Origin of the sequence: Paucilactobacillus oligofermentans DSM 15707 = LMG 22743, assembly GCF_001434315.1 — a bacterium.
GTDB lineage: Bacteria > Bacillota > Bacilli > Lactobacillales > Lactobacillaceae > Paucilactobacillus > Paucilactobacillus oligofermentans.
On record NZ_AZFE01000030.1, the window covers coordinates 100,873 to 117,867 of the forward strand.

Consider the following 16,995-nt stretch of genomic DNA (forward strand, 5'->3'; position numbering starts at 1 on the left):
TCCTATCTTGCTAACCATTGACTAATTTGAACGTCACTAACAACACCACTATCTAAAAATAATCCTGCTTTAATTTTATCGGCTTGCGCTATTTGGTTAAACTGTGATTCTGCCTCACCAACAGATCCCATTGAGGTACAGAATCCCGCTACCGATTGAGTAGTAAACACTTGCTGATTCAAGTAACTCACGATTGGGGTTGCTAACTGACCATTCCAAATTGGTGAACCAATTAACACTCGGTCATATTCTGCAATCTTGGGAATTACAACTAATTCAGGAAATTCATTGGTTTGATATTGCTTCTTTGATAAATCAGATGTGGCAGACATATCAGTTGGGAATTTTACTTTGGTTGCTAATTCAAAGATATCTGCATCAATTTGACTAGCAATCTGCTTCGCTACTTTGTCCGTAGTACCTGTTCTTGAATAATAAACGACTAAAGTTTTCATAATAATCACCCTTCTTCATTTCAATATCTTAATATTAAGACTGTCATTATTTAAATACAAATACTTATCATTATCGAAAGTATGCCTTAAAAGCATATAAAAAGTCTTAAGCATTATCTGCCTAAGACTTTGAATTAAATGTGTAATAACGTAATAAAAATTAAGGCGGCTACAGTTTGTACAACTCCCACTGATAAACCATAAATTAAAAATTTAGGTCCCTCTTTAATAAATCTTCTGAAATCAAGTCGTAACCCAATTGCAGCTAAGGCAGTGGTTTCAAACCAAGTACTAATGCCATGCGCCGCTGTATCTAAAAACGATGGTAAATCAACAAAGCTATTCAAAATACAAAATACTAAAAAGGCTAACACGTACCATGGCACAAAGAACTTCTTTTGCTTATCATTAGCAACCGTTTTTGGTGATTGTTTTTGAATTCGACGACCAAAAAAATAAACCACAAACACTAAGAAAATAATTCGTGTAATCTTAAAGAGCATTGCGTATTGAACAGTTTCGGCATTGATTAAGCTGGCCCCAGCAACTACTTGTCCCACTGATTGTAAGGTACCACCAAGTAAGGCACTTTTACTTAACAAGTCACTACCAAATAATGCAATTCCAAGGAATGGCAAAGTTAACATCATCACCGTTCCTTGTAAGTTAACTAACGTAATAATTTGGCCTTTTTCATCTTCTTTAGCATGAATGACCGGTGCAATTGCGCCAATCGCAGACGAACCACAAACGGCATTACCACCAGCCATCATGAGCGCCATTTGTTCACTGAATCCAAGCTTTTTCCCGACAAAGTAGGCGGTAAAAATAACCGTACACATCATTAAAATAATATAGAAAATTCCATTAATGCCCACTTTACCTAAAGTTTGGAAGGTTACTGTAAAACCAAGCAAAACTACTGAGTATTCCAATAAACGACTTTCGGAAAATTTAGTTCCTTTCGCCAAAAATCCTTGTTTGAAATATACATTACCTAAAACTATTCCTAATAAGATTGCAATCGTGGCCCCACCTAATTCAGGTAAATATGTTCCCATAATCTTGGCTACGATGGCTACCAATACCGACAAAATTAATCCCGGTAAAACTTCTCTAATTTTGTTCCAAGTATCATAACTAAATAATTTATTCATGCTTCCCATCCTCTCTCACAAAAACTATTATACGATACATTTTCAATAGTTTTAATAAATTGATATAATAGTTACGATAGAAAATATTAATGAAAGAATAGACTATGAATAAATTAATTGAAACTTTTAGAATCGTTTATGAAACCCGCAATTTTTCCAAAGCTGCTGAATTACTATTTATTTCGCAACCTACTGTGTCTGCACAAATTAAACAACTTGAACGTGACTTAAAAACTGAATTATTTATTCGCCAAGGACGTAAAGAAATCATTTCAACGCCACAGGCTGATATTTTATATGAAAAGTCGATTGATTTATTAGATGGCTGGAAACATTTATATCAAGAAATCCAAAATGCAGAACATAAAATGTTTACGATTAAGATTGGTGCTTCTCACACCTTTGCGCTTTATTTATTGCCTGGCTTGCTAATTGCCTTAAATCAAAAGTTCCCTAAATATAACTTTAAAATCCAAATGCTAAATTCATTTGAAGTCGTTAACGCGCTCGAACAACATACGATAGATATTGGCATTATTGAAAAACCATTATCAAATAAAAATATTGAACGTTATCCACTATTAGATGATCAATTAGTTTTAGCTGGTAATCCGGATATTGGCCCTTGGTTAGTTCGTGAAGGAACTTCGGGAGTTTACTACTATATGAATCGTTACTTAGAAGAAAATAATATTCATGAACCAATGATGGAAATCCAAAATAATGCCATCATTGCGAAACTAATCAACTCCGGTTTTGGCTGTTCAATTCTTTCCAAACGTGCTGTGATTGATGTTCCTTATCAAGATCTTGGCTCCGATTATCTTCGAAAATTTTATATGATTGAGCGGTCACATAATGTTTATCCAGAAATTAATAATTGCCGGCATTTTATCCAGCAATGGACTAAAACATATCAGGAAAAATAAAAATCTTAGTCATTTTTTGACTAAGATTTTTCGTTATAATTCTCGATATTTCACTACGCTACGACCATCACCTTGTTTATTAATCAAAATTTGCTGTGAAATTTCACGTTTCATTGATTCCACGTGAGAAATAATCCCAACTAAGCGACCTGTTGATTCCAATGAACTTAATGCTTCCATTGCTTGATTTAACGTTTGAGTATCTAAGGTTCCGAATCCTTCATCAATAAATAACGCTTCAATTCTGACCCCACCAGCGTGTTCTTGAACAATTTCCGCTAATGATAGCGCAATTGATAAGGCCGCAATAAATGATTCCCCACCCGACAATGTACTTGATGAACGGAATGTACTCGTTTCACCATCGAACACATCAATATTCAAGCCATTTTGATTAGAACGTCCTGATGATTCATCACTTAATTTAAATTGATAACGGCCGGCTGATAATTGACCAATATAGTGTTCATTAGCAAACTGTAAGACTTCATTCAGAAAATTACGCAATACAAAACGTTCCAGTCCTAATTTAACCTGATTATTACCTTTAACCGCACTAACCAGATCATTGATTGCTTTACCATCTGCTTGTGCTTGCTCAATCTGATTGGCTAACTTCTGGGCACGACTGGCTAAACTTTCAAGTGATTCTAGTTTCACTTTCAGAGTCGTAAACTGCTCATTAACCTGTTTAAACGTTTCATCCTTGGCTTGGACATCAAGCTTAATTTCATCCAAATCGGGCTGTACTACGTCTTTTAGTTCATCCCCCAAGGACACTAATTGCTGCTGATTCTCAGTAACTTTGGTGTCGTACTCTGTAATTTCAGTCATTAAATTAGTTAACTGATTATCACTAATTGCCATTACTTCTGTTTGAAGTTCTTCAAAACTAGCTAGTTCACCTTGTTGAAGAATAGCTTTAATCGCTATGTCACTTGCAAGTCGTTGTTGTTCGTAACTAGTTAATTGCTTTTGGATTGTTGTTTCATTGGTTTTCCAACTAGCTTGGCGAACTTTAAAGTCACTTTCATCTTGTTGTAACTTAGTAGCTTGACGTTCAAAATCAGTCGTAAATGCCTGTAATTCTGCCAACTCACTATTTAACTCGTTAACACTACCTAATTTTGAATATTGTTGAGTAATTGTATCAATTGAAGATTGACTGGTACTGATTGAATTTTCTTGAACCGTAATTTGCGTTTTATTTTCAGCAATATCCTGTAATATTTTTTCATTTTGATCATTTAGTATTTTAATTTCAATACTAATTAATCCACGTTGCTGGTCATTAGTATCAATTAGCTGACTTTGTTCATCAAACACCATCGTAATTTTTGATTGGTCATATTCATTTGGTAATTCAGTATTATATTGAGATTTCCAAACTTTTTTAAACTCAAGATATGACTTAGTTAACTGCTCATTTAACGAATTAACTTTGGTCTTTATTTGTTTTAGTTCGTTATTCGTTTGATCTAACTGATTGACTAAAACCGCTAAATTTTTAGTATCAACATTCTTTTGTTGTTCAAGCTCTTCAACTGCATTAATTTGGTCCCGAATATCAGCTTGATCAACGTGTTGATGTGCTTGATTATTGCCATCATAAATAGCATTACAAACAACACATGGTTCACCTTCAACCAATTCGCTTTGTAGTAGTGAAATCATTAATTCCTGACGTTTAGCTTTACCTTGTTCAAACGCTGAACTACTTTGTTTAAGCTGGGCTGTTAATTCATCATGCTTAGCAGTCTGTTCACTTTGTTGTTTTTCTAGTTTAGTTTGATGTGTCAAACTAGCTTCGAGGTTATCTGCAACTAACTTAACTTCCTTAGCAACTTCTTGGCTTTGACTAAGTTGTAACCGAGCAGCATTCGTTTCTGGAATTGATGCTAACTTACCTTGCAACTCTTCTTGTTGTTTTTGAGCTTGTTCTAAGGATAACTGTTTTCTGTGTCCACTTTTGGTTAATTCATCAAGTAGCTTGGCTGCCGTTGATTTCGTACTCTGATATTCAACTAATTGTTTAACAGCTGGTAATAACTCCGCTGTGATTAATTGTTCTTGGGTAGTGGCTTGTTGATATTTATCTTCGGACGATTTGATTGTAACTTTTTGCTTAGCTACTTGTACTTCAAGTTCAGTTAATTTAGTGTTTTCATCGACTTGCTTCGTCTGACTTATCTCAAGCTCTGCTTTTTCTTTATCTAATCGTTGAACTTCATCAACAGGTTTTACTTGTTGATTTAACCATTGAACACGCTGTAAATCTTTTCTTAACTGCTTTATTTTTGAAGCTTGACCCATTAGTTCAGTTAACTTTAATTTTTCTTGTTGTAATTGTTTAAACTTATTAGTTAATTGTTCAGCTTGTCGTTGATTCTCAAGTGACGTATTACGTTCACGTTCAACGACAACTAATTTTTGATGTACGTCCTGATTAATTTTAGTATCATGCTCAATCTTAGTCTGTAATAACTTAAATTGATCACTGACTGGTGCTTCATTGTCGTAGGTTTCATCATCCCAATCAATCCCTTTAAAAATCGTTTTTAATTCAACTTGGTCACTTTCAATTGAACTACCTTGTAATTTTTGTTGTGCGGCTAATCGGTCACTAAAAGATTGATAAATTTCCGTGCCAAATAAAGTTCGTAAAATATCTTCCTTGTCATCACTGGCTGATCCTAAGAATTTACGAAACTGATTTTGCGGTAAGATAATAATTTGTCGAAATTGCTTTGCATTCAAATGAAGCATCTCAATAATGGCATCATTCACTTCATTTAATTTAGCTCCTAAAGCTGATATTTCTAGTTGTAAGTCATGGTCAACTTCTGCAAATTGAGCCGTTGAACCTTTTTTTGTTGTATCATTTTCATCTTTAGGATTCTTCTTCAAGATGTCTTGTTCAGGCGTACGACTAACTTTATAGTACTTACCATTATGTTCAAACCAGAATTTAACTTCAGTCAGGCTGTGTCCATCAGCGAATTCGCTCCGCATCTCTTTTGCATTTCGGTCAATTTCTTTATCACCAAACAGTGCATAAGTCATGGCATCAAAAATTGTTGTTTTACCAGCACCCGTATCGCCAGAAATTAAAAATAAATTAGCTTCTTTAAAATGGTCAAAATCAATCTCAGCGGTTTCAAATGGACCAAAGTTATTTAACGCAATTTTTAATGGTCGCATCTAGTTTTCCTCCGCTTTTCTTAATTCAGTTAAGGTTTGCTCAACAATTTTAACTTGTTTGGTTGATAGCTCATCATCAGTCACTTCACGATAAAATTCGCCGACGACATCTTCTTCGGCTTGTCCTTTGGCTTGAATCGCAAACTTAGTCTTGGTGTTATCGGTTAATTTGGGTAAGTTGTAATTAATTTCAACGACATCCCCATAAATATTACTCAATGTTGCTCTGGCTTCACGAGCACCAATCCCATCGATTGTGATACTGAACCAGTTCTTACCATTTCGTTCATATTGCTCATAAAATTCAGGTTGAATTAATTCGTCATAGCTTCCTTTCAGAACAATTAAATCTTTCCCCGTGACGATTGGTTTCCAATCCGTTGTCACACCATCTTCGTTGATATTAACAATGAAACACCCTTTTTCAGACTGCGCTTCTTTGGTATTAAATTTAACTGGTGAACCCGCATACTGCATTTTGGGATTAGGACTAGCTTGCTTTAAATGAATATGTCCCAAGGCAACATAGTCAAAATCATTAAATAAAGCTGCTGGAACCCCTTTTAATCCACCAACGCGTGAATTGGTCTCAGATGTAAATTGATAGTCATCATTGCCTGATCCTGTAACGTTAAAATGAGTCACTAAAAGATGCTGCTTATTATCTATAAATTGAGCAACTAAATCAGGAACTATTTTAGCCATAACTTGTTCAATAGTTGAATAATTAGCAGCTTGTTCTTCTGGAATTTGATAATACGTTCTGGCTTCCAACGGATCTAAAAATGGTAATAAAAAAATTTGTGCTTCATCAGTTTCGATTGGTGTGAAAGCACCAGCTAAACTGGTATTTAAAAATAATTTAGTCTGCTCTCGCCATTCATGTCCGGCACCTAATCTTGTAGCACCGTCATGATTACCAGAAACTGCATAAATTGGAAAGTTTTTATCTAAATTTAGTTCTCGTAACATTGATTCCAATGCATTCACTGCGGAAGTTGGTGCAATTGCCCGGTCATATAAGTCACCAGCAATAATAATACCGTCGACTTTTTCATCAACAGCAATCTTTACAATTTGATGAAAGGCATGCCACTGTTCTTCTAGTAGTGAATATTCACCTAGTTCTTTCCCAATATGCCAATCTGCGGTATGCAGTAATTTCATCGAATCGTTCCTCCATATTTAATGCTTAATATACGTTCAAATTATATATGTTAGGTTAAGTTTACCAATATTGTAGGAAGACATAAACAAGAAAAGAGTTACATATTAATTCACCACGTATTGGATGAATTAACAAAAACTTTAAGATTATTTATTACACTGAACAATATATATACTTACTTTTTCATTTTTAACCTAACTTCATAAGGATATCAATATGTTTCTACCAAAATTATACATATAATGTATAATTAAATTTGAAGAATATACATAAACTAAATTTAATTTATATTTTAAATTACACAAATCAAAAATAAATAAGTATAAAAATGATAGTCGCATAGCATTGAAGCCGATTAATGTTTTTATGATAATTTATAAATAGACCACCTATATATTTTTTATGTCCAAAATCTAACGACTAAAAACTTTGATAATATCTTTGGAGGATAACTTTATGTACACATTTCTATCTTTAATATTTTTTATTTCATTTATAACATTTATTGTTTATTTAGTTGCTTTAATTACAAGTAAAGTAACTCATAAAACTAATTTTTCAACTAAGAAAATAACTCTAATAATTCTTGGAGTATCATTTATCTCATTAATATTTACTATTGCAATACAACCAAAAACTACTAGTACAGTTGAATCATCTTCGAGTTCAATAAGTAGTAAAAAAGCAGCATCTAGCAGTCAACTTGCTAAAAAAGAATCAAAAAAAGCCGCTGCTAAATTAGCTTCTAGTAAAAAAGAATCCTCTACAAAGGAATCTATTAGTAAAGCTTCTAGTAAAAAAGAATCTGCTAGCTTTGAATCATCATATGAAGCAGCCTCTGCAAGCACAAAAGCTGCGTCAATAAGTCAAGCTGAAGCTGCATCAATAAATGCCAAACAAGCTGTTTCAAATACTCAACAATCAAATAATACGGATAAAGTTGAAGCTGGTGCATCTCAACAAATAATTGGAAATGTCCAAAGCCACATTTATCATGTTCCTGGTCAAGCAGGTTATTCAATGAATGCATCAAATGCCATTTATTTTAATAGTGAGGCTGATGCACAAGCTGCAGGATACAGAAGATCATTACGTTAAAAAATTTAAATATAACTTTGGGGGAATTATTTTATGGAAACTAGATACGGAAGAACTTCATTTTTTGATGGAGGATTATTGCAATATATCGGATGGTCAATTATTGGTACGGCTATTACTATATTTACTTTAGGAATTTGCTATCCTTGGGCACTAACAATGCTTTACGGATGGAAAATAAATCATACTGTAATCGAAGGTCGTCGAATGGCATTCCATGGATCAGCGGTGGGACTATTTGGTAATTGGATCAAATGGTTACTTTTAACAATTATTACAATTGGCATTTACGGCTTTTGGGTATTCATTAAATTAGAAAACTGGAAAGCTCAAAATACCACCTTCTTGAATCAAAACTAAAAAATAATATTTAACAAAAAATAGCGTACTAATATGCTGATTTAACAACATTTTAGCACGCTATTTAATTTAACCTAAATTAAAGCGAATGACGAGAATCGAACTCGCGACACAAGCTTGGGAAGCTTGAATTTTACCACTAAACTACATTCGCATTTACTCAATAACAAATAATAGTATAGCATACCCAAGCCTGTTATTAAACGGAATTATTCAATAATTTCCGTTTCACTCTTACGTACAATTGCACGTTTGTTTAATTCACTCACAGCCATATCATCGGCAGGATCATTTTCTTTAATTGCGACTAAAATTGAGTTTTCATAAACCTTCTCAACTTCTCCAACAAAATCATTTTCAATTGTGCCAAATTTAACACATTTAACTCGCATGCCTAATTTAAACTTCTCTTCAACCTCAATTGCCTCGGTATTCTCTGCTTCAGCCATTACAATTACCCCCATGAATTTAATCAAGTTATAGTAACAAATATAACGGACTTAAGCAACCCATTTATTCACGTTCTTGTTGATCCTTCATACTTTGCAAGTTATGAAGGGATTTAATTGCTCGCAAATATGAACTAGTTAATACCACCATTGAACCAAACCAAGCTAACGGATTGGCAAAACAAGCTCCTGCATATCCCATTGCCCCAGTTAGCACTAAACCAGCAAAGGCCCGCATTACTAATTCCGCTATTCCCGCAATTGTTGGTACGACACTTTTACCCAAACCTTGTAGGGTATACCGAATGATAAATAGAATTGCTAGTAACCAATACGATATGCCGACAATATTGAAGTAAATTTGGCTCAACTTCAATACCTCAGTTTCTCCACTACCAACAAACAGCATTACAACGTATTTACCACCGATAATAATTAAAAATCCAACCACAACACTAAATGAAATCGAAGCAATTAATGACTGCTTAACCCCTTTTATAATACGATCGTATTCTTTCGCTCCAAAATTTTGAGCGGCAAACGTTGCCATTGTAATCCCAAATGACATCATTGGTAACGTAGCTAACTGGTCAACCTTCGAAGCAGCAGTTGTGGCTGCAACTGAGGTCGTTCCTAAGCTATTTAATGCGGCTGCCATAATCATTGATCCCATTGAAATTATTGACGACTGAAAGGCCATTGGCAAGCCAAATTTAAGTTGTGTCTTCATTTCAGCAATGCAACCAACAAAATCAACTTTGTGTAGCTGCAACATTGGAAAACTACGATAAATATAAATTACACATAAAACCCCAGAAATAACTTGTGAAATTACCGTTGCCCAAGCAGCGCCTTTAACACCCCAATGGAAAACTAAAATAAATAGTAACTCAAGAATGACATTGACCACCGTTCCAATCATCAAAAACCATAATGGCGTTTTTGAATCACCTAGTGCCCGAATTTCATTACTTAAAAAGTTAAACGCCATCGTTGCAAAAATCCCAATAAAAATGACTGAGATAAATTGCTTGGCTTGTGTGTAAATTTCAGGTGGTGTTTCCATCACGTGTAAAATTGGATCAATAAATGTCAACGTTAATACGGTCATAATTATTGTAAATATTAAACTAACGACTAATCCTGCCGCAAAGCTCCGTCTAACAGCCCGATAATCTCGTGCTCCAAATCGAGTCGCCGTTACAATCGAAAGTCCGGTTGTAAGTCCAGTTGATAAGCCAATAATTAAATAATTTAGACTCCCTGTTGCCCCAACAGCAGCTAATGCATCAACACCCAATGTTTGTCCAACAATTAAAATATCTGAAAAGTTATATAATTGTTGAAAGAGATTCCCAATAAATAGTGGAAAAGTAAAAAGTAATATTAATTTTAATGGGTTTCCTTTAGTTAAGTCTTTCATTTTTCTCCTCATAATATACTACGAATACAACTTCACACATTCTACTCGTAAGCTAATTTATCTTCAAGAAAAGATTATATTATTTTTTCAATAATTATATAGATTTTAGTTTATCTAACGAGTTAAGTAGTGCTAGACTGGGATTAATTTAAACGAGGTGCTGTTATGATTCTTATTATTCTAAATTGTCTGCTGTTAACGCTCCTATTTATTGCAGCGATCATTGGCTTAAAAGCTAAGAACCTTAAAAAAACTAAAAACTGGCTCGTTATTAGTCGGATTATTTATCTCTCATTACTAGTTGGTCGTGTCTTAATTAGTTACCATTTAACAAACTTGGCGCCCTTACCAGTTTCCATTAAACTACTCTTAGTGATTTTATTGATTATTCTTATTGAATTATTTTTCGCCAAAAAGCAATCACAAGCCATTAACTGGCAAACATTTGTGATTTTAAGTGGTGCTTTCATCACTACATTATTAATTAATATTTTCGTTTAAAAAAGATGTAAGCAATTTGCTTACATCTTTATTTTTTATCGATGCCAAAAGGCAGTATTAATCGTATCTAACATTTTAACTAATTGGACAGTTTCCTTAACATCGTGGACCCGTAAGATTCGTCCACCATGCAAATACATAAAGCTTTCAGCAATCAAAGTAACTGATAACCGATCTTCCTTAGCTAAATTAAATAGCTTAGCTCCAAACCCTTTTCTTGAAATGGCTACCATAATTGGTCGATTCAAGTAGTTTAGCTGATCTAAATTACGCATCATTGCATAATCTTGATAACCATCAGCAACTTTGGCATATCCGATACCTTGATCCAACGCAATTCGTGCAATTGCAATTCCCGCATTCGTTAAATCACTTAAGTTTTGTTCAAAAAACTTCGTCATTTCTTCGGTTAAATCATGATATTCAACATCACGACTACTATGCATTGTTAATAATCCAACGTTACTGTTCTTCATTAATTCAAGTTTACGGTTATCGTCAGTAAAGGCATTCACATCATTAATGATATCAACTCCTAACTCGACTACCGCCTTCATAACCTCATATTTGTAAGTATCGACGGCAATTACGATTTGAGGAAATGATTTTTGAATCAGCTTAATCGAAGGTGCAATTCGCTTAATTTCTTCTTCTGGTTCAACTTCGACAAACCCACCTGGTCTAGTTGTTTGTCCACCAACTTCAATCACATTAGCCCCATCAGCGACCATTTTTTCCACTTGCTTAAATGCAGCTTCTTGATCAAAATAAGCGCCCCCATCATAAAATGAATCTGGCGTTACGTTTAATATCCCATAAATTAATGGTGTTTCAGAAACGTTCAAATTGAAACGACCAGCTTGCCAAATAACCGCATGATTTTGAACAATTTTTTGTAATTGTTCTTGAATATCTAAATCATTAATTCGCTCTTTAAATGTTGAAATGGCACTTAATTGTATTATACATGTAAGTGAAAAGCCATCGAAATTATATATTGCATCAAATTGTTTCAAAATAACTATTAATGATTCAACGTTCTCTGAAGACAGCTCTGTAAACTCAAGAATAATTTGTTGTTGTCGATTTGTTAAATCACTAAAAACAGTATTCACAAATTCATTTTCAGTTACTACTTGCTTTTCACTTAGTTTCATTAAGCTACCCCAATCTTTTCAATTAAATTTTGAATTGCTTTCGTACGATGTAGTAATCGTAATTTTTGACTATCTGGTAATTCAGCTAGTGTTTTTCCACTATTTAAATCTTTTAAAATTAAATCAAAACTACTACCATTATTCCCTGCTTCATTAAATGCTATTTCACCATTAAATTGACCGACACCGATATATTCTTCAGCTAATCCTACCATTGCCAAATAACTCAGCATTTTAACGCCTCGTGATTTACCATCGACAAGTTTAATAATATGCCGATTTAATTGATCTAAATCACGATATTCGCTTAGTTCACGTGCCGTAGTAACTCCGAATTGATCTGGATATGCTTCTAATATCATTCCAGAATCATCCGCCACAACTAATTCATTAGGCAATAATTTAGCAATAAAACGCGCTTTAACTAATGCATTGCTTCCATAATCATCTGTTCCTTCATTTGGAAATTCAACTTTAGCTATTAAATCTAAATATGAAATTGCTTGATACCCACAGAAGTTAAAACATTGAATTAGTTCTACCGTTTTAAAATGATTATTAGAAGCAATCACGAATGGTTGTTTTAATTCCATTATTCAATCTCCACTTCTTTAATTGTATAAAAGGAACCAGTCACAATAATTACGTCGTCTAGATTACTTCGTGTTAGTAATTGACTAAGTCCTATCTGCGCATTATCAACCACTTTACTGTTTGTAATTACCTCATGTAGTTCAACAGCCGGAATAGCTCGCTGAAGATTATCAGGCGTAACCACTACGATTTCATCCGCAACTGCTTCATATAAATGAGCCATTTCTAAATAATTTTTATCTTGCAAAAATCCTAACACGAATTTTAGTTTTTGATTTGGATAAATTCGTTTCAAACTTTCAATTAATCGTTTGGTGCTATCCGGATTATGAGCGGCATCTAAAATCACGGTTGGTTGTTGTTGAATAATCTGCATTCGACCAGCTATTTTTGTTTGAGATAGAGTTAATTTTAATATATCACCTATTAAATTATTATTTGATACATAGCCATCTTGTATTAGCCAATCATATAATGAGATTACCGTTTTGAGATTATCTAACTGAAATTCTCCCAACATACCTAAGTGAACTTTAGTTTGCCTCAATTCATGACTACTGATTTCTAGATCAAACCCATTTGTAGTTTCGCTATCGATTTTAATATCTACATACTCTGTATCAATTAATGATTGCGCATGACGTTCAACGATTCTTTGCTCAACAACATTTTTGGTATCTTGACTCTGTCTTGGAGCTAAAAATACGGTCGTATTTGGCTTAATAACATCAGATTTGTTATATGCAATCTTTTTAATTGTATTACCCAATATCATGGTATGATCCAGGTCTACATGTGTGACAATTGTAATTATGGGTGCACTAATTGCATTGGTTGCATCATATTTTCCACCAAGCCCAGCTTCAATAATCGCCCATGAAACTCCTTGATCAGCAAAATATTGCAACATAATTATTACAAACCATTCAAAAATTGACAGCTGATTCATTTTAAAATCAGCCGTCAATTTACCAATTATTTTTTCATAGGTACTAACAAAATCCGTTTCAGAAATCATTTTATTTTGTAATTGAATCTGTTCACGATCATTATGAATGGCTGGACTAGCAAAATGACCGACTTTTTCTCCGGTATTAATTAATAGATTACCAATTAATGTCCCTGTTGAACCCTTACCGTTGGTCCCCACAATATGCATAATCTGATATTGCTTTTCAGGATGGTCTAATTGGTCAAGCACATCACAAAGTAGACCCACCCGATCTGGTTCGGCCGCTAACATTGACTGATTCATTTGTTGAATTAATTCCTGATATGTTAGCATTCTAGTGCCCCGTTTGTCTCAAAAATTCAGTCTTTAAATCTAAGTTATTCGCAAACTCACCAGAAAATTTTGACGTGTATGTTGATAATTCTGACTTGTTAATCCCACGCATTTCCATACACATGTGTCGTGCTGACAATGAAACGGCTACTCCTTTGGGATGTAAAATACGTTCCATTTCTGACAAAATATCATTAGTAATTCGTTCCTGCATGCCTGGCTTCTTAGCAACATAATCAACTAAGCGTGGAATCTTACTAATTCCAATTACTTCACCGTTATTAGGAATATACGCTACATTAGCTACCCCAAAGAATGGTAGGAAGTGATGTTCGCACATTGAATAAAATGGAATTTGTTGGACCAAAACCATTTCTGGACTTTCGTCTTCATGAAATACTTTAAAATTGTCAAAATCACTAGGTTCATCAGATAGTGATGAAAAAATTTCTGTATACATTTTAGCTACACGGGCTGGCGTTTCAACTAATCCTTCACGTGTTGGATCTTCCCCGATTGCACTTATTATTTCACTAACTGCATTTTCAATTCTCTTCTCATCCATTTATTTAATCCCACCAAACTCATTTGTTTTTATGACTTTATTTTGATCACTCGTTTTTTCTAACATTTGTTTTACTTTTATTTTTAATTCATCATCGGCAATTTCCAATAATGGAATTAATACAAATTGTCGATTTTTAATTTCAGGATGTGGAACTATTAATCGTTCATCGTTAAATACATCATTTGCATAATACAAGATGTCCAAATCAATGCTTCTAGGTCCCCAATGAATTAATCGCTTTCGATGCAATTTTTGCTCAATCTCGTGGATTTTATCAAGTAAATCATACGCTGATAATGTGGTTTTAATGCTTACCGCAAGATTCAAAAAATCATCTTGAACAACGCCACCAACTGGTTCCGTTTCATAGACACTAGAAATAGCTACAACTTCAATTTTATACAATCTTAATCCGTCAATTGCACCCTGTAAATTAGCTATTCGATCACCAATGTTGGATCCAATACTTAAATACGCGCTAATCATTGGAATTACTTCCGGATACTTCAATTTCAATATTATCGAAAATCCCCGCAATTGGGACACTATATTTTCTAACTTTTAAGGTAATCTCGGTAATCATTGGGTAGTCAGCTAATAACGTTTGTAGTACATTATTGGCTAAGCTTTCAATCAAGTTATAATTATGGTTCAATACAAACCGTTCGATTGTGTCATAAACATCCGCATAACTGACTGTTTCTGTTAAATCATCATTCTTAACTTGTTCCTCAATTGGATAAGTTAATTCAACATCAATTTCTAATCGCTGACCCATGCGTTTTTCTTCTGGAAAAACCCCATTGTAGGTATGAAAACTCATATTATTTATTCTTATCTTACCGATTTTAATCACGTCCTAATAGTTATTGAATACATGAGATTATCATATCACGTTTGATTAGTTCACAACAAATTTTGAACTAAAAGACTGGCTTTATTTTGAATAATTTTTATTTGTGCTAAAATAATTAAAAACAATACATTGGAGGAACTTAATATGTTTCAAACAACTGGTGGTATCGGACAACCTCATGAAATGCTTGGAATCGTCAATGCAACTGCACATTTAATGCTATCTTCAGAAACAATTGATGCTTTTGAATCAATGGATCAATTATTTGTTGAAGTTCAAGAAAAAATGGCAGAACGTGCTGCTGCTAATGGTGCAGATGGCATTATTAACGTTCGATTCAATACTCAAACGGTAAGAATGCAAATCGCACCTAAATTTTTAGTGGTTACCGGTTATGGAACGATGGTTAAATTGGTTGAAGCTTAAACTTTCCTTTTAAATATAATATTAATGGTGTAAACTGTTAATGTTATTCAGCCGCAATGGCGGAACTGGCAGACGCGCATCGTTCAGGTCGATGTATGGTTTTCCATGTGCAGGTTCGATTCCTGTTTGCGGCATAAAATAGTAATATCTTATTAATAAGATTAAAGTTAATATAGCAGTCTTTACATTGATATACTTGGCTTCAATTGAATTTTAAAACTTTTAAATAATATTACAAAGTATCAAATAAATTAAACTCATGGCACAAGTTTGGCACACATAATAAAAAAAGTATTTTCATTTATTTGTACTATCTGGTATAATTTGCACCAAAGTCAAGGCCATTTGGTCTCTTCTTTGGTCATCTTTTACAAGATGAATTTTATTTCGATTGATAGGACCGTAGATGCTTATTTTGATGGTAACTTCTACACCTTTCAATCTTTTTTTGTACCTTGAATTGTCCAACTTATTTTCATAAAAAACTTCATATGGTGTTTTCCAACCTAAATATTTTCTAGGCCTATTAATCAATTTATTAGTAAAGTGATTAATGTATTCATCATCTATTGGATCAATATCTTTTGTTTTTGGTAAATATTATCTAATTAAGCCATTAGTATTTTCACATGCTTCTCTCTGCCAAGGAGCATGTAGATTTGGAAAATAAAACTTTGCTTTGAATTGTTCAGTTATTTGACCATGTTTAGATAATTCTTTACTCCTATCAGGTGTAATTGTCTTTATTCTATTTTGAGGTAATGGTTTTAATAAGGTTGTAATAACGTTTGCAACTGGTTCAGAACTTTTTTGCAACTTTACCAACTAATGTGTACCTTGATTTCATATCAACCATTATAACGACACTTTAGTACCTTTTACCAGGTACTTAAAGTGCAAATTCAATCCATAAAAAAGCACCTCACTATCATTAGACTATTTGTCTAATGATTATGAAGCACTTCATAGGCATTCAAATCGATACTTTTTACAAATTTTTTTTATTTTATTCCACACGCCTAATTCTATCAATCGAGATTAATTGATTATCATTAATCACAATATCATTTTCATTGTATCCAGATACAATTGCCTTTATGTCAGGCACATTGACATTATCTTTATTTACCTCTTTTAATTGAATAACTACTTCTCGTTTTTCATTATATGATTCAGCTAGGATTTCTGAAATTTCTTTCAAAGTTTGTTGCAGACCAACTTCATAATCTTTATTTAATTCATCATTTCTTTTTTTAATAGCGGCTGTATGATCAGATAAATAAAACCCCTGCCACTTAACCATCCCCCGATCATAATAATCATGTTCAAAAAATTGATTAACTACATCCATATCAAATTCATAATCAT

19 protein-coding genes and 2 tRNA genes are annotated in these 16,995 nt (G+C 33.5%); 6 read left to right on the forward strand and 15 right to left on the reverse strand.

The genetic code is table 11. From position 1 onward, the window contains the following. Nucleotides 1-2: 2 nt before the first annotated feature. Complete coding sequence (locus FC70_RS03230) at nucleotides 3-455, reverse strand: flavodoxin (RefSeq protein ID WP_057889575.1); 453 nt, start codon at nucleotides 453-455, stop codon at nucleotides 3-5. A 134-nt stretch (nucleotides 456-589) separates the two neighbouring features. Further along, nucleotides 590-1,612 carry a YeiH family protein gene (locus tag FC70_RS03235; protein ID WP_057889576.1) on the reverse strand — a complete coding sequence of 341 codons (1,023 nt, stop codon included), beginning with the start codon at nucleotides 1,610-1,612 and terminating at the stop codon, nucleotides 590-592. A 104-nt stretch (nucleotides 1,613-1,716) separates the two neighbouring features. Between FC70_RS03235 and FC70_RS03240 the strand changes: the two genes are divergently transcribed. Continuing rightward, complete coding sequence (locus FC70_RS03240) at nucleotides 1,717-2,541, forward strand: LysR family transcriptional regulator (protein WP_057889577.1); 825 nt, start codon at nucleotides 1,717-1,719, stop codon at nucleotides 2,539-2,541. 33 nt (nucleotides 2,542-2,574) lie between these two features. On the opposite strand, the gene FC70_RS03245 is transcribed toward FC70_RS03240, so the two are convergent. Continuing rightward, a complete protein-coding gene (locus tag FC70_RS03245; RefSeq protein ID WP_057889578.1) occupies nucleotides 2,575-5,742 on the reverse strand; it encodes an AAA family ATPase in 3,168 nt (1,055 codons plus the stop codon). After that, the gene (locus FC70_RS03250) at nucleotides 5,743-6,909 is read right to left on the reverse strand and encodes an exonuclease SbcCD subunit D (protein ID WP_057889579.1); all 1,167 of its coding nucleotides are present in this window, start codon (nucleotides 6,907-6,909) and stop codon (nucleotides 5,743-5,745) included. A gap of 457 nt (nucleotides 6,910-7,366) precedes the next feature. Here FC70_RS03250 and FC70_RS03255 point away from each other — a divergent pair, with 457 nt between their 5' ends. Together FC70_RS03255 and FC70_RS03260 are read left to right on the forward strand one after the other, a co-directional pair. Further along, complete coding sequence (locus FC70_RS03255) at nucleotides 7,367-8,008, forward strand: sunset domain-containing protein (RefSeq protein WP_057889580.1); 642 nt, start codon at nucleotides 7,367-7,369, stop codon at nucleotides 8,006-8,008. Between the two features lie 33 nt (nucleotides 8,009-8,041). Then, nucleotides 8,042-8,368 carry a DUF898 family protein gene (locus FC70_RS03260; RefSeq protein ID WP_057889581.1) on the forward strand — a complete coding sequence of 109 codons (327 nt, stop codon included), beginning with the start codon at nucleotides 8,042-8,044 and terminating at the stop codon, nucleotides 8,366-8,368. Nucleotides 8,369-8,451: 83 nt separating this feature from the next. Here FC70_RS03260 and FC70_RS03265 read toward each other — a convergent pair. From FC70_RS03265 to FC70_RS03275, 3 genes are all read right to left on the reverse strand, one after another. Continuing rightward, nucleotides 8,452-8,522 (reverse strand) — tRNA-Gly (locus FC70_RS03265). A 55-nt stretch (nucleotides 8,523-8,577) separates the two neighbouring features. Beyond that, nucleotides 8,578-8,817, reverse strand: a complete 240-nt coding sequence (locus FC70_RS03270) for a hypothetical protein (RefSeq protein ID WP_057889582.1) — start codon at nucleotides 8,815-8,817, stop codon at nucleotides 8,578-8,580. A 64-nt stretch (nucleotides 8,818-8,881) separates the two neighbouring features. Beyond that, nucleotides 8,882-10,240 (reverse strand): MATE family efflux transporter, encoded by a 1,359-nt coding sequence (locus FC70_RS03275; protein ID WP_057889583.1) that lies wholly within the window; start codon nucleotides 10,238-10,240, stop codon nucleotides 8,882-8,884. Between the two features lie 165 nt (nucleotides 10,241-10,405). On the opposite strand from FC70_RS03275, the gene FC70_RS03280 reads away from it, so the two are divergent. Next, nucleotides 10,406-10,741, forward strand: coding sequence for a DUF1516 family protein (locus FC70_RS03280; protein ID WP_057889584.1), 336 nt, complete (start codon nucleotides 10,406-10,408; stop codon nucleotides 10,739-10,741). Between the two features lie 35 nt (nucleotides 10,742-10,776). Here the strand turns inward: FC70_RS03280 and folP are convergent, their stop codons facing one another. From folP to folB, 6 genes are read right to left on the reverse strand one after another with little or no spacing between them, the layout of a single operon-like run. Beyond that, entirely contained in the window at nucleotides 10,777-11,898 is a 1,122-nt protein-coding gene (gene folP / locus FC70_RS03285; protein WP_057889585.1) for a dihydropteroate synthase, read from the reverse strand. Next, nucleotides 11,898-12,491, reverse strand: coding sequence for a non-canonical purine NTP pyrophosphatase (locus FC70_RS03290; RefSeq protein ID WP_057889586.1), 594 nt, complete (start codon nucleotides 12,489-12,491; stop codon nucleotides 11,898-11,900). Before FC70_RS03290 ends, folP begins: the two co-directional genes overlap by 1 nt. After that, nucleotides 12,491-13,777 (reverse strand): bifunctional folylpolyglutamate synthase/dihydrofolate synthase, encoded by a 1,287-nt coding sequence (locus FC70_RS03295; protein ID WP_057889587.1) that lies wholly within the window; start codon nucleotides 13,775-13,777, stop codon nucleotides 12,491-12,493. The genes FC70_RS03290 and FC70_RS03295 overlap by 1 nt, the downstream gene beginning before the upstream one ends. 1 nt (nucleotide 13,778) lies before the next feature. Beyond that, entirely contained in the window at nucleotides 13,779-14,342 is a 564-nt protein-coding gene (gene folE, locus FC70_RS09220) for a GTP cyclohydrolase I FolE (protein WP_057889588.1), read from the reverse strand. After that, nucleotides 14,343-14,831: a 2-amino-4-hydroxy-6-hydroxymethyldihydropteridine diphosphokinase gene (folK, locus tag FC70_RS09225; RefSeq protein ID WP_057889589.1), complete on the reverse strand. Its 489-nt coding sequence runs from the start codon at nucleotides 14,829-14,831 to the stop codon at nucleotides 14,343-14,345. Next, nucleotides 14,824-15,192 carry a dihydroneopterin aldolase gene (gene folB / locus FC70_RS03310; protein ID WP_083478624.1) on the reverse strand — a complete coding sequence of 123 codons (369 nt, stop codon included), beginning with the start codon at nucleotides 15,190-15,192 and terminating at the stop codon, nucleotides 14,824-14,826. Before folB ends, folK begins: the two co-directional genes overlap by 8 nt. Nucleotides 15,193-15,345: 153 nt before the next feature. Here folB and FC70_RS03315 point away from each other — a divergent pair, with 153 nt between their 5' ends. Continuing rightward, nucleotides 15,346-15,627 (forward strand): heavy metal-binding domain-containing protein, encoded by a 282-nt coding sequence (locus FC70_RS03315; protein WP_057889591.1) that lies wholly within the window; start codon nucleotides 15,346-15,348, stop codon nucleotides 15,625-15,627. A 50-nt stretch (nucleotides 15,628-15,677) separates the two neighbouring features. Further along, a tRNA-Leu gene (locus FC70_RS03320) sits at nucleotides 15,678-15,761 on the forward strand. Nucleotides 15,762-16,227: 466 nt separating this feature from the next. On the opposite strand, the gene FC70_RS03325 is transcribed toward FC70_RS03320, so the two are convergent. Together FC70_RS03325 and FC70_RS03330 are read right to left on the reverse strand one after the other, a co-directional pair. Further along, nucleotides 16,228-16,452, reverse strand: coding sequence for an IS30 family transposase (locus FC70_RS03325; RefSeq protein ID WP_057889592.1), 225 nt, complete (start codon nucleotides 16,450-16,452; stop codon nucleotides 16,228-16,230). A gap of 181 nt (nucleotides 16,453-16,633) precedes the next feature. Beyond that, nucleotides 16,634-16,978, reverse strand: a complete 345-nt coding sequence (locus tag FC70_RS03330) for a hypothetical protein (RefSeq protein WP_420835986.1) — start codon at nucleotides 16,976-16,978, stop codon at nucleotides 16,634-16,636. Between the last annotated feature and the right edge of the window lie 17 nt (nucleotides 16,979-16,995).